The organism is Hymenobacter glacialis (assembly GCF_001816165.1).
GTDB lineage: Bacteria > Bacteroidota > Bacteroidia > Cytophagales > Hymenobacteraceae > Hymenobacter > Hymenobacter glacialis.
The window spans coordinates 1-12,013 of the sequence record NZ_MDZC01000087.1; the positions used below are offsets into that span (position 1 = coordinate 1).

Here is a 12,013-nt window from a genome sequence, read left to right on the forward strand (position 1 = left end):
GTACCCGGAGCCGGGGTAGCACTAACTTGCTATTTAGTCTCCTAACTAACTAAAAACGTGTTGTTTGAATCTATTGGATGATTTGCTGAAAAAGAGTAGTGGCACGCACAGTGTCATGCATTTGTCATTATCTACAACTTTGCCCTAACAAGGGAAAAGTAGTGGTTACGAAACCTCCAGCATCGGCCCGCGCAGCTCCACCGAGCCCCGCGCACTGTTGTTCAGAAATCGCATTACTTCCAGGTAATTGTGGCCCATCTCCTCGATGGCTTCCCGCAGCCGCACCAGCGCACTATCCGGCCGCCCAGGAGCGTTGGTGCAGACGATGCCCCGCACCATCCACAACTCCAGCAAGTCGCTCACCGGCATGGTGTGTACCCGGTACTGTCCCGTATTGTCCGAGTGCAGTTCAATGGTGCCCCGCCGGTCGGTGATAGGAGCCACCAGCCGCTTCAGCAGCACATTTTCGGCCGTCACCAGCACGTAGCTCTCATCGGGCCGCAACTGGTCCCAACGGTCCACGAAAGAGCAAATCACAATATCGTGGTGCTTGAAGCTCGGGTGCATGCTGTCGCCCGCCACCTCAAAGGCCCGGTGCGCGCCCGAGAAGCCCGGGATGTGGAAAGGCTTCAGGTCGCCCACGTACTGTTCCTGGTTGAAGGAGTGCGTATAGCCTGCCTGGGCCTGCACGGGCACAAACACCGTGTTTTCCTTACCCGTCCGGTCTACTGTCACGGTCAACACCTGGCCGCTGGTGATGCCCCGGTAGGGCATCGTCGGCCCGGGCGTCATGATGTTGCCCGATAGGAGGGGCACCTCAACGCCCGGCCGCAGCATCGGCCCGCGGCCCATCAACAGCCAGTCGCCGGAAATCTCGGGGAAAGTCGCCAGCAGCTCCACCAGCGAATCATACCCCGGCTTGAAGTCTCCTGCCAAGAACTTATAAACTTTTGAGGCATTGGTATGCCCCAGTTTTTGGCTGGCTTGATTCGCATTCAGTTGATAGTGAGCCAGAATCTGCTTTATTCTGTCGCTTACGCCAGTTGGACTTTCCATGCCTTTCGTAATTTATTGTCTCTTTTCGGAGGATTTATTCGTTAGTTTGTACGAAGAGCATCACTTCTTACAAACAAATGTAACAAATTACCAAGAGTATGCAAGACCTTACGACAAAATCCTCTACAAGTTCAGAGCCGGCCCCCACTCTGCGCGACCTCTACGACCGCATGGGTCCCCGCAACGGCATCGCCGGCCGCGTGGTAGCGCACTTAGCTGCTGAAGGCATTAGCGTGGCCGTCAGCACGGTGTTCAACGTCATCTATGGCCGCTCCAGCCACGCCGCCATCACCGACGCTTTCCTGACGGTGGTAGCGGCCGAGAAGCAGCGCCGGGCCGACATCATTGCCCGCACCAAAGCCCTAGCCGACTAACGCCATGCAGGTAGCCCTTCTGGTCCCCGAAAATGAGTGGCGCTCCTTACTCAGCACCGTCAGCAAGTTGGAAGAAGCCCACGCCGCCGCCCTGGCTGCCGCGCCCGCGCCCGACGACATCCTGACCGTGCCTCAGGCCGCCGCCGCCCTCGGCCTCACCCCCGAAGCCGTCCGCCGCGCCCGCCGCGAGGGTCGCCTCAAAGGCATCCGCCGCAATGAAAAGGAGTGGGGTTTCTACCGCTCCGTCATCGAGCAGTTCCCCCGCCGCTACCACCGCCAGGGCCAGTAAGCCAGTGTCCCACGCCCAGGCATCCAATTCATGGCCGACAATTTAGCCGGCCTCATCCTTCCCCAATCATGTCGCAGCTCCTGCCCAATGTCGGCCCTACCGGGGCGGCCCCCGACAGCCTCAATAGCCCTGCCGGGTCACACCCTGATGCCACGTCCATCATCACCATCCAGAAGGCCAAACTCAAAGACCAGCACCTGACCTGCGAGTTTACCGAACAGCGAACCCACGATGCGCCCCCGCGCAGCTTCGCCCTCACCTGTACCGAGCAGGTTCACCCCGACCTTACCCACCGCCTCAGCCGCTTAGTCCCGCACCTGTGCCTGCTCACCGAGCAGCTGACCGAAAGCCCCGACTACTGGCCCGACGAGTCGGAAGAGCTACCCGTCCTCTTCGAGCAGTTCACCGTCACCGGCTTCTCCATGGGAAAAGGGCAGGGCGGCGTCACGCTCACCGGTCAGCGCGAGCTCACCGGCGGCCGGGTGCTCAACCTGACCACGCCCTACCAATCCTTCGACGACGAGCAGGGCAGCTACCCCTACGCTCCTCTGCTCGAAACCGAGCTATTGGAAGCCCTGTCCGAAGTCGAAGCCGCCCTCCGTGGCAAATGCACCGATTTCCGCCAACTTGATTTATTCGAGCAGCCCGCCTCCGCCACCATCCTCCCATTTGTGCCCACGCTGCCGCAGGCATGAAACTCCCGGCTATCCAATTCTACCCCGGCGACTGGCACAAGGACCAGGGCGTCCAGGCTCTCGACCTCGCGCAGCGCGGGGCCTGGTTCGAGCTGCTGTTGATGATGCACGACAGCGACGAGCGCGGCGTGCTCCTCGTCAACGGCCAGCCCATGCCCGATGCTGTCATCGCCCGCCGCCTCGGTTTGGATAACCAAAATGCCAACCAAATTCTAACCACCCTACTCGACTACGGCGTAGCCAGCCGCCGCGAGGTCGATGGCGCGCTCTACTGCCGCCGCATGGTCAAGGATGAAAATCTGCGGCGAGTACGTACAGCCGCCGGCAAAAAGGGTGGAAATCCGCTTTTGCTTAACCAAAGTGCCAACCAAAACCCAACCACCGGGGATAAGCAAATTCCAACCCCTTCATTTTCATCTTCAACTTCAATTACATCTTCAAAAGAAGAGAGAGAGGCGGCTGACGCCGCCCCGCCCGCGCTCAATTCTGAAAAGTTAGAATCAGAAGAAAAAATGTCGTCAGGCTCCCCTCTCCACGATTCCGCGCATCAAGCGGCGAAAGGGGCCGCCCCGGAGGGGTCCCGTGAGGTTGCCCGCCCGCGCCGCCAGAACGTGCCACCCACGCTTCCCGAAATTCAGGAATACGCCGCCGAGCAGCACCCCAACAGCCCCGACGCCCAAATCGAAGCCGCCGCCTTCCACGACCACTACGCCAGTAACGGCTGGCGCGTCAGCGGCAAAACCCCCATGGCCGACTGGCAGGCTGCTTTTCGCGGCTGGATGCGCCGCCGGCCCCAATTCCATGCCGCCAACTCCCACGGTCCCGGCCAAGCCGCGCCGCCGGCCCGCGCCCGCACCGCCCCAAAATCCGCCGACCCCACCCGCTGGAGCTAACCCAACCCCGTCATGTCCCAACGCAAACCCACCACGTCCGCACCCACCATCGGCCACCTGCCGCCCCAGGCCCTCGACCTCGAAGCCGCCGTGCTCGGCGCGGCCCTCCTCGAAGCCGACGCCCAGCGCACCCTGCTGGCCACGCTCACCACCGAAGACGTTTTCTACAGCCCCGCCCACCAGCAGATTTACCTGGCCATCCGCGACCTGGTGCAGGCCGGCCAGCATGCCGACATCCTCACTGTCACCCAGCAGTTGCGCCACCGCGGCACCCTAGCCCGCAACGGTGGCCCCGCCTTCATCGCCGGCCTCACCAGCAAAATCAACTCGGCCGCCCACCTCGAAACCCACTGCCGCATCCTCCAAGAGCAGCACGCCCGCCGCGTCGTCATCGCCGTCGGTACCGAGCTCACCGCCCACGCCTACGACGACAGCCGCGACCCCCTTGACCTCCTCACCGACGCCCAAACCCGCCTCACGAGCCTGCACCGAACCCTCGAAACCCGCCCCGGCCAAACTGCCGCCGCCGCTTTTGACCCCACGTTCGACCGCCTCGCGCAATCCATCGGCCAGCACGGCCTCACCGGCGTCCCCACCGGCCTCACCCAACTCAACGGCCTCACCGGCGGCTGGCAGCCCGGCGACCTTATCATCCTGGCCGCCCGCCCTGCGATGGGCAAAACGGCCGCCCTGCTACACTTCGCCCGCACCGCCGCCTTAGACCACGGCCAGCACACCGCCATCTTCAGCCTCGAAATGCCCACCCTGCAGCTCATGCAGCGCCTGGTGGCCAGCGAAGTCCCCGGCTACAGCAACTCCGACCTGCGCCGCGGCAATCTGCCCGGCGGCCTTGAGCAAGTCGCCCACATCCGCCAGCAGGCCCAACGCCTCCGCACCCACGGCCACGCCCTGCACCTCGATGACACCCCCGGTCTGAGCATCCAGCAGCTGCGCGCCAAATGCGCCCGCCTGCACGCCCAGCACCCGCTGAGCTTAGTCCTGGTCGACTACATCCAGCTCATGCGCGGCGACACCAAAGGCAACCGCGAGCAGGAAGTGGGCAGCATCAGCCGCAGCCTAAAGGAACTGGCCAAGGAGCTCAACGCCCCCGTCATCGCCCTCTCGCAACTCAGCCGCGACGTGGAGAAAAGGGGAGGAGAGAAGCGCCCATTACTCTCGGACCTGCGCGAGTCCGGCAGCTTGGAGCAGGATGCCGACTGCATTGTGTTTTTGTGGCGCGGCGAATACTACAACATTGCAGAGTACGAGGACGGGACCGCCACCGCTGATACCGTCCTGTTCGACATCGCCAAGCACCGCAACGGCGCCACCGATGAGGTGATTGCCGCCTGCTCGATGCGTCGTGGTGTTTTTAAGGATATCGGTTAAGTCGGGAACGTGTCGCTAGTCTAGCTCACTCGTGCGTAGGCCAGGTTCGCGCGGGTGGCCAGCCGTACCACTATGTCAGCATCCCCGGCCATTTGCGCCTGTAATAGCTCGGTGCTGCCAGTCAGGACGACATAGCCCTGGTCCACTCGGGCGATGATAACCGAACCGGACGCTGCTCCGGTGGAATCCGGTGCCAACTCCTGCACCGGGAAAAGAGTCGGTGTGTTCGCTGCCACGGCCCGTTGCAGCTTGGTCAGGCACAGGCTTCCATGGGGGCCGGAGATAACATGGCCAGCCTCTACTGCGCCATCTTCCGTTGCGGGCACCGAAAAAGTTTCAGCGACGGGCCTACGCCCGGCCACCGGGGCAGCTGCACTTGCTGGCCATTGCGGGATGTAATGCGCGGCCACCATGGCGGGAGTCGGCGGAGGGTAGCGTTGCAGCCACTCCGCTGTATGCGACCATTCTTCTGCGTTGTACAGTCGGAACAGCGCCGCCGCCCGGCGTCGCTGGGCTTCCGTGCTGCACGCGGCCTGCTGGTCCGTGAGCAGATGCGCCCGGGATATGTAGGCATCCCGTAGCTCTGATGATGCTCCTTTATACTGCGCATCGGTGAGCGTGGTGCGCAGGCGCACGAAAAGAAGTTGCTGTGCGGGCGTCAGTGCTTCAAAATCCCCCGCGCCGGAGCTTGCGGCCTGTGCCGCAAGTAAGTTAGTCGCCTCTTCCGGCGTCAGTGGTTGGCAGGTGAACAGGTCTTTCGCCTGTTCCAAACCGGGCTTAGTCTCTAGGAAGAGGTCGAGGTCGTTGCGCAGGCGGCGGGTGTCGTAATCCTCGGCGTTGTTGGCGTATGTGAACTCGAAGGTGCCATCGGGGCGGGCGGCCACCACCGTTATATGGGTTTTGTCGAGTGGGGAGCGGGCATCGTCGTATATAAAATAATAGCTGGCCTGCTTCCGTGCCTGGTAGTCGAGGTAGTAGTTGTGGTGACGGCGCGAGATGCAGAAATCGTAGCGTTTGCCCTGCCCGTAGCGGATGCAATCGGCTTCGTTATGGGCAGCATACACCCGGTAGCGCCCATCGGTCCAGTCCGGCTCAGCGTCGAACACACTGAATTCACTTGCGGCCCCGTAAAAGTCCGGCACACCCAAACGGGCAGCTGCTGCGCTCACCGCTACGGAACCAACCCCCGGATGGTCTTCGGTGGCGAAGTGGCGGTCTGGGGTGCCAGGGGCGGGGGAAGGAAGGCAATCGGTTGTCATGGGAATAAAAGAAAAGGAAGAGCAGGACTTTGCGGCAGTAAGTACCCTGGCTGCTAATTGGCAATGATGCTGTTGCTTTTCAACTGACCCGGCCGGTCGGATAAACGCAGGAGAGATAAAACATGCCAGTGCTACCACCAGTCATTTTTTAGCCGGGTTTGGCCCGGGCGCTGCTGGTCGCTGGCCAGCAGTTCCCGGTTATTGTTCACACGGCCCGAAAATTCGATGGCTCTACTTATTCCACGATTAAATAAAAAGGGCCAGGCCGCGGCAGTAACGGGGTCTGGGGCTAGGCCCGGCCACGTTGCGTTGCTGGCGTAGCGCGGCAGCGCGGCCAGCAAGGCCCGCACCCGCTCGCTGCAGGTGGCGCCCGGCACTGGCACGTCGCCGGCGTAAGCGCCGTAGTGCCAGCGGGCGGGCTCATCGGCCCCGGGGGCCTGCACCAGCACCCGCTGGCCCGTGCCCGTACTGCCCCGGCTCAGCAGCTGCGCCAGCCACGCCAGCCACGTGGCCCGCTGCTCGGCGCTGAGGTCAACCTCCCGCTCGTAGGTGGCCCCGACCCGCAGCATGCCCCGTGCCGGGGCCGGTACCAACCAGGCCAGCGCCAGCGGGCTGTCGGCGTCGGGCCCGAGGCCGATGGGCAGGTGCAGTAAGTTGCTACGGCTGAGCCGCTCGTGCAGCACCCCGTGCCGTTGCCAGTACTCATCGGCCCGGACCAGCGGGCCGGTGGGGCAGCGCGTCTGCAGGAAGTGCGGGTCCCCGCTAGGGGCTACGTCTTCCGTTACGCCCAGCACCAAGTAGCCCGATGCGGCCCAATCCGTCAGGAACGACTCGGTGCGCTCGGCGGTGTGGGCCTCGCGCGGCATCCACAGGTATTGCTGGTGGGGGATTCGGCATTCATCGGCAGCTGCCAGGGCATTGGTCATGGTAAATTGAATAAAAGGTTAAGAGTGAGTATGTGCCGAGATGCTGCCGCCAGTACAGCCGTGGCATACTAATGCGGGCGGGTTTCCGGCAGCAGGTAGGGCATCAGGGCCAGCGCCCGCCCCGTGTCGGCCCGCAGCAGCCGACCGGCGGCGTAGTGCAGTCCTTCCCGGAGCCAGTCAGGCTCCTGACCCGAATCCGTTTTATAAAAGGTGCCCGCTTCATAGCGCGGCTCCTGACCAACCCATTCCCCCAGCTCAGGTACTTTGCCGGCGTCAACATGGTCCTCGTCACTGGCACCTCCGGAGTTCTCGACTTCCGTCCAGCGGGGCGAGAGTTCGGCCTGTTCACCGGTCGCCGGGTCGGTGAGCAGCACCGCTCCCCATCCCATCAGCCATGCCGGGTAGGCACTGCCGGCGGCGGCCACACGGCCGGAGCTGGCGTAGATGCCCACCGGTCCGCTTACGGCGCCGTTGGCGCCTTGCCAGCGCACCTGGGCCACCACGATGCGCCCGTCCCCCCCTAGGTCATTGTCCGTCGTGAACAGCACCGCCGGCACCTCCAACCCGGGGGGCAGAAAGGAGCCCGTTCCGGCCTCCGCCTCGTCCGTGGGACTCCATTGGCCCCACTCATCCGCGTCGCCGGGCACTGGGTACCACTCCAGCTCTGTGGTGGCTAATACCGCCCAGACCCAGGCCGCCACACCTTCGACGGTATCCAGGTCCGGCGCCGAGTCCCGGGCCGTGGCCGCGGCCACGGATTCGCGGAGGTATTCCGAACGCGGGGAGTGGGCCAGCTCCCCGCCCAGCCAGTGCCAGGGACTCAGGGCCATTCGCACGTCGGCGAGGGCCACCGGGCCCCGATAAATGGCGTTCAATCCGGGCCCCAGGCATAGCCCTACAGCTTCGTCGCGTTGCTGAACGGGGAAAGGCACCGCAGTTAGCAGGGTGGCCAAGTCGGCAGGGGTGAGGGGACTCATAAGGAATCGGTTAAAAGGGCTATTGATTCACCTTTGGGGCCTTGCCACAGGCAAGCAGCTGCGCCATCTTGCCGGCTTCGGCGTAAACGATGGCGTCCTGCTTATAGCGCCGGCCCCATTCACATGCCGTTTCCGGGGTGATGTTCAGGAGCCAGCAGCCGTCTTCGCGGTACATGTTGTTGGCTTGCTGCTGCTGACGGATTGCTGGAAATTGCTCGTCCGCGCGCGCCTGGCTAGCCGCTACGTCCCAGGCCACCAACTCCTGCGCCTTCAATTCATCCTCCAACCCATTGAAGTGGACCTGGTTTTCTATTGAGTCCACAGCTAGCCAACTGCCGCTCTTGGGTTCGGGGTTTTGCGACGTGAGGTAGGCGATGCTCCGGGAATTGGCCGGCAGTTGTTCCGGTGCGGCCACCCCCGGCTCTAACCTGAAGGCTCCTTCCGCAAATGCGTCGCCCTTTTGTGCGACGCTAAAGAATTGAGAAGTAAAGTACTGCCCCACCCGTGGTCGGTCGTTCTGCGAATCGGTGAACTTGCGCAAGCTTTTCAACGACCGGACCATCGTGTCCACGGCGCTGAAGGCCGTGTAGAGGCGGGTAGCCAGCAAGTCGGGGCCCGCCTCAACGGCAGGCGTTGCGGTACGAAAATTCCGGGGACGACTCTCGTAGGAATGAACCGGGTGCGCAACCCAGTTGCGCACCTTGAGTATCTCATTGCACTTGCGGCTGAACTCCCCGGCATTGGCCGCGGCGTAGCCCAACCAGGAATACAGGCCGGTATGCTCCACCAGCGCCAGCATGCTGCGCAGGTTCAGGTACTCCCGTAAAGTGTTCTGCTGCTCGCGCTTGCTGTCGTTTGCGAACGATTGAAGACTGCGTTCAATGCTTTTCTGGGCAAAACCCGCCTGCGCCAGATTATCCAAGGCCTGCTGCAGCCGGTTCTCCTCGGGAAAGGCCGCGCCAATCAGGTCGCTCAATTCCATCTCCAGTTCGGTGAGCGCGGCGTACCCGTACTGAAAAACCGCCCGGCTGTTCAGGTTGACGTCCGCTACCATGCCGACAATCTCCTGCGGCCCCTCCGGTTCGGAGGAAGTCAGAAAATAAAAGGGGGCCCGGTCCGCGTTGCGTTTATCCGCCAGCTGTTTCAGCAGGGGCAGCAGTCCCGTTTTGTAAGGCAAGCAGTCCGCTGCCTCGTCGATGGTGCACCACTCGGGTAGCTGGTTAAAGTCGCCCACCTTGCGGGTACGGAAGTAGCCCGCTACCTGGCCATCGGCCTCCTGGACCGGCAGCACATCAAAGCGGTAGGCCCGCATTTTCTCCTGCGCCTGCTCCGCCGCCTGGCCGGCCTCGCCGGCAACCCAATCGCGCCGGCTGATGCCGAGCATAGCGGCGGTTACCTGCGGTTTGTGCTGAAAGGCAGTAAAGGCGTCAAAGATGGATTTGTCGTTCATGTTGAAAGCAGTTGTGAAAAAGAAATGGAAATTATGGAGAAATGAAAATCAGGCTTTCCGCCCAGCCGGCTGATAAAAAATGGCTCGGGTTACTGTCCGGGCCCATTACGTGGAGCACCAGTCACCGGAAACGAGTTGTCGTGTGGGGGAGCAAGGAGCCGCCCTTGGCAACCCTATCGCTCGTTCCTTTTTGGTTGATATGTTTAATAGGATTTAGCCAGAGCAAGTAAGCTCTGCACCGCCGTAAAGCAAGTCATTAGCGGTGGTAAAATAAGCGCCACCATTGCACCAGCATCAGAATGAATGCAACAAAGCCCGGACCGCCCGCCCCCGTCATTCCGTCGTAGGGGAGGTAGAACACCCAGGCTACCCCCAGGCCCAGCCCTATCACCACCGGCGGGATAAGAATGGCCCCCGGCGCCACCCCGAAGAACCCCAGCACAACCAGTAGCGGCACCAGAAAAACCAAAACGCCGCCAAGTGCGCCCCCTCCATCGGGCGCGAACAGACAAAAAAGAACCGCCAGGGCCACTAGCAGGCTCACCAACGGAGCAGCCATCAGGCGGCCCGGAATGCGCCCCACCTGTTGAAAAAACAAGCGCCCCATCCAGGCAAGGCCGAAAGAACAGGGCAGGGCCCACAGTGCGGAGCCACCCAGTATCAGCAGGTAGTTATGGAGCGTCATGGGGGTATCGAACCCTTGAAAGAAAGCAAGTAGCATATTAAAAAACTGGACAGCATCTGGAGTGAAAGACGGCACGGGCACCCGCCCGAGCCCAATTGCCTGCTACAGGAAGCGGCTTTCGTCGCGCAGCCAGGGAGCCAGGCTCCACAGCTCGTACTCGTCCAGCAGCTCGCTAGCGGTGCGGTTACCAAAGGGGCTGCCGTCGAACACGAATAGTTCGCTCACGATGAAGGCTCCCGTTTCGGCACAGTACAGGATGTAGTCGTTGGCCGCCAGCCAGGCCAGGAAAATGAGCTGCCAGGTTTTCGCCTCTTCTTGCGAGGTGCCCGCGTCCAGCCGGGCCTCCACGTGGTCACGGCAGCGGCGCACCGTGTCCTCCGGCAGGCGCAGTACCTCGTAGGGCAGGTAATCGCCTACCAGCTCGGGTGCGGGCCGGTATGTGATGGGCGCAATGCCTTTCGACGTCAGCAGGGCCCGCAGCTGGCGGCAAAACGCCCACCGCTCTTCCTGCGCGGGGCTCAGGGGCGCCGGTGTGCCGCGGAGTGTCTCCGGCAGCTCCACGGTGATGGCGCTTTCGACGCAAGCCTGCAGGGTCATTGATAGCAGCTGCGTGCTTTCCGTCAGCACCAGCACGGTTTCCCGAAGGGCCGTTGCTTCCGCTGCGTAAAGCCCTCCGGGCATGGTATCGCAGCGTTGGGCAGGCGTTATGTGGACGATATCACCCGAAGACAAGACGTGCCGGAGCTGGCCCGACTTCCACAGCTGTGGCGTTACCTCCTCTGCCCGCAGCAAGTCGGCATGGCAGAGGCGCCCCAGCACCCATTGCAAGGGAGGTAGGTTGCCGATACCGTGCTCCGACACCCAATTGAGCACGGTAGCCGGCGTTACTTCCCGAAAGCCCACGTACAGGGACGACAGGGCACAGGCCTGCACCTGCCGCCCGGTGTTGGAGAGGATGCCGTAACGTTCGCCGGAGCGAAACCCATAAAGTTGGGGACTTATGCGCCACGTGGCGTCGTAGATGGCGGGAAGTGCGATTTCACCGGAGGAGAATCGCAAGCCGGCTTTGCCCTTAACAGCGAAGGAAATTAGCATATGTGTTTCCCGGCTCCGTTACAGCGGAGTTGCCATGTAGAGCCAGGATATGCTAGTGGGTTTGGCAGGCGAGGCTGCCGGGGCCGCACCGACGAGCGGCTGCGGGTTATGTGGGCTTTTAACGCAGTGGTGCTGGAAAGGTTACATAATTAAAATAGGGGTTTAGGAAGCAAACCACTCGGTCAGCCAGCTCAACATTGGCTGTAAATAACTGAAATTCAGTCATTAAAAGCTTTTTAAGAAGGTGTTTTACATGGCACAAAAGAATTGAAAACAGGTTTACTTATAAGTTCATGTATTTCAGTGCATTATGACCTTAAAAGACTTTTTTGCTTCCTAAGCCCCTGTTTAATTATACCGATTGATACTTTGTCAAATGAGTGAGCCGGTCGCGTAGCAGAGTAGGCAGTTTTTCAGTCAAGCCGTGGTAAAGAGGGATCCATCCCAGTTCTTCTACACCCGGCAGCGTTTCAAGCCAGCCACCTACTACCTCGGCCACGGGCAACGGTAGTAGCGCTTCGGGACCGAACAAGGTCAAGGCCCGCTTCCATAACACTTGCCGGAATAGGCTGTGTCCATCGGTCGGGCGCACAAAGGTGTTGGGCACAAAACACATATTAGCCGGATTGGTGAACAGGCCCGGCAGACCATGTTCCTCCAACCAGCTTCGCCAGCCAGGCGGTAGCAATGCCATCGCGGCAGGCTGCTCCTTATCCAGCAGGCGCAATAGCTTTTTCCATTCGGCTGCTTTGTGCGGAAACAGGTGAACCAGCTCGTAGCCAGGGCGACTCTGTACAAAATTTCGCTGGCCAGCCCCCAACACCTCCCAGACCCGATGGGCCAAATTGTTGCCGCTGGTATCGGTGGCCAGGCACTGCTCGGCGGCCTTGCCGGCTTGCTCTTTGCTCCCGGTTTTGCGGCGGCG

The 12,013-nt window shown here is 61.7% G+C and carries 13 protein-coding genes; 5 read left to right on the forward strand and 8 right to left on the reverse strand.

Annotation, left to right across the window (positions count from 1 at the left end):
- Positions 1-165 precede the first annotated feature (165 nt).
- Positions 166-936, reverse strand: coding sequence for a S24 family peptidase (locus tag BEN48_RS13580; protein WP_070735472.1), 771 nt, complete (start codon positions 934-936; stop codon positions 166-168).
- A 218-nt stretch (positions 937-1,154) separates the two neighbouring features.
- Here BEN48_RS13580 and BEN48_RS13585 point away from each other — a divergent pair, with 218 nt between their 5' ends.
- The 5 genes from BEN48_RS13585 (at position 1,155) to dnaB (ending at position 4,696) form a co-directional block, all read left to right on the forward strand.
- Entirely contained in the window at positions 1,155-1,430 is a 276-nt protein-coding gene (locus BEN48_RS13585; RefSeq protein WP_125932649.1) for a hypothetical protein, read from the forward strand.
- A gap of 4 nt (positions 1,431-1,434) precedes the next feature.
- On the forward strand, positions 1,435-1,719 hold the full coding sequence (locus tag BEN48_RS13590) for a helix-turn-helix domain-containing protein (protein WP_070735474.1): 285 nt from the start codon (positions 1,435-1,437) through the stop codon (positions 1,717-1,719).
- Positions 1,720-1,787: 68 nt separating this feature from the next.
- Positions 1,788-2,414: a hypothetical protein gene (locus BEN48_RS13595; protein WP_070735475.1), complete on the forward strand. Its 627-nt coding sequence runs from the start codon at positions 1,788-1,790 to the stop codon at positions 2,412-2,414.
- Positions 2,411-3,307: a hypothetical protein gene (locus tag BEN48_RS13600; RefSeq protein ID WP_070735476.1), complete on the forward strand. Its 897-nt coding sequence runs from the start codon at positions 2,411-2,413 to the stop codon at positions 3,305-3,307. Before BEN48_RS13595 ends, BEN48_RS13600 begins: the two co-directional genes overlap by 4 nt.
- A gap of 12 nt (positions 3,308-3,319) precedes the next feature.
- The gene (gene dnaB, locus BEN48_RS13605; RefSeq protein ID WP_070735477.1) at positions 3,320-4,696 is read left to right on the forward strand and encodes a replicative DNA helicase; all 1,377 of its coding nucleotides are present in this window, start codon (positions 3,320-3,322) and stop codon (positions 4,694-4,696) included.
- Positions 4,697-4,716: 20 nt separating this feature from the next.
- On the opposite strand, the gene BEN48_RS13610 is transcribed toward dnaB, so the two are convergent.
- From BEN48_RS13610 to BEN48_RS19185, 7 genes are all read right to left on the reverse strand, one after another.
- Positions 4,717-5,955 (reverse strand): hypothetical protein, encoded by a 1,239-nt coding sequence (locus BEN48_RS13610; protein ID WP_070735478.1) that lies wholly within the window; start codon positions 5,953-5,955, stop codon positions 4,717-4,719.
- A 131-nt stretch (positions 5,956-6,086) separates the two neighbouring features.
- Positions 6,087-6,881 carry a TerB N-terminal domain-containing protein gene (locus BEN48_RS18430; protein ID WP_070735479.1) on the reverse strand — a complete coding sequence of 265 codons (795 nt, stop codon included), beginning with the start codon at positions 6,879-6,881 and terminating at the stop codon, positions 6,087-6,089.
- A 68-nt stretch (positions 6,882-6,949) separates the two neighbouring features.
- Entirely contained in the window at positions 6,950-7,858 is a 909-nt protein-coding gene (locus tag BEN48_RS13620; protein WP_070735480.1) for a hypothetical protein, read from the reverse strand.
- 19 nt (positions 7,859-7,877) lie between these two features.
- Positions 7,878-9,308 carry a DUF3293 domain-containing protein gene (locus BEN48_RS13625; RefSeq protein ID WP_070735481.1) on the reverse strand — a complete coding sequence of 477 codons (1,431 nt, stop codon included), beginning with the start codon at positions 9,306-9,308 and terminating at the stop codon, positions 7,878-7,880.
- 256 nt (positions 9,309-9,564) lie between these two features.
- Entirely contained in the window at positions 9,565-10,029 is a 465-nt protein-coding gene (locus tag BEN48_RS13630) for a hypothetical protein (protein WP_070735482.1), read from the reverse strand.
- Between the two features lie 66 nt (positions 10,030-10,095).
- Entirely contained in the window at positions 10,096-11,088 is a 993-nt protein-coding gene (locus BEN48_RS13635; protein WP_070735483.1) for a hypothetical protein, read from the reverse strand.
- A gap of 352 nt (positions 11,089-11,440) precedes the next feature.
- The coding region (locus BEN48_RS19185) for a hypothetical protein (RefSeq protein ID WP_158010192.1) at positions 11,441-12,013 on the reverse strand (573 nt) is incomplete at its 5' end.

What these genes read in the sequence shown, in the direction of transcription:
- BEN48_RS13585 (WP_125932649.1), top strand. Translation starts at nt 1,155, where the DNA reads ATGCAAGACCTTACGACAAAATCCTCTACAAGTTCAGAGCCGGCCCCC.
- BEN48_RS13590 (WP_070735474.1), top strand. Translation starts at nt 1,435, where the DNA reads ATGCAGGTAGCCCTTCTGGTCCCCGAAAATGAGTGGCGCTCCTTACTC.
- BEN48_RS13595 (WP_070735475.1), top strand. Translation starts at nt 1,788, where the DNA reads ATGTCGCAGCTCCTGCCCAATGTCGGCCCTACCGGGGCGGCCCCCGAC.
- BEN48_RS13600 (WP_070735476.1), top strand. Translation starts at nt 2,411, where the DNA reads ATGAAACTCCCGGCTATCCAATTCTACCCCGGCGACTGGCACAAGGAC.
- dnaB (WP_070735477.1), top strand. Translation starts at nt 3,320, where the DNA reads ATGTCCCAACGCAAACCCACCACGTCCGCACCCACCATCGGCCACCTG.
- BEN48_RS13610 (WP_070735478.1), bottom strand. Translation starts at nt 5,955, where the DNA reads ATGACAACCGATTGCCTTCCTTCCCCCGCCCCTGGCACCCCAGACCGC.
- BEN48_RS18430 (WP_070735479.1), bottom strand. Translation starts at nt 6,881, where the DNA reads ATGACCAATGCCCTGGCAGCTGCCGATGAATGCCGAATCCCCCACCAG.
- BEN48_RS13620 (WP_070735480.1), bottom strand. Translation starts at nt 7,858, where the DNA reads ATGAGTCCCCTCACCCCTGCCGACTTGGCCACCCTGCTAACTGCGGTG.
- BEN48_RS13625 (WP_070735481.1), bottom strand. Translation starts at nt 9,308, where the DNA reads ATGAACGACAAATCCATCTTTGACGCCTTTACTGCCTTTCAGCACAAA.
- BEN48_RS13630 (WP_070735482.1), bottom strand. Translation starts at nt 10,029, where the DNA reads ATGCTACTTGCTTTCTTTCAAGGGTTCGATACCCCCATGACGCTCCAT.
- BEN48_RS13635 (WP_070735483.1), bottom strand. Translation starts at nt 11,088, where the DNA reads ATGCTAATTTCCTTCGCTGTTAAGGGCAAAGCCGGCTTGCGATTCTCC.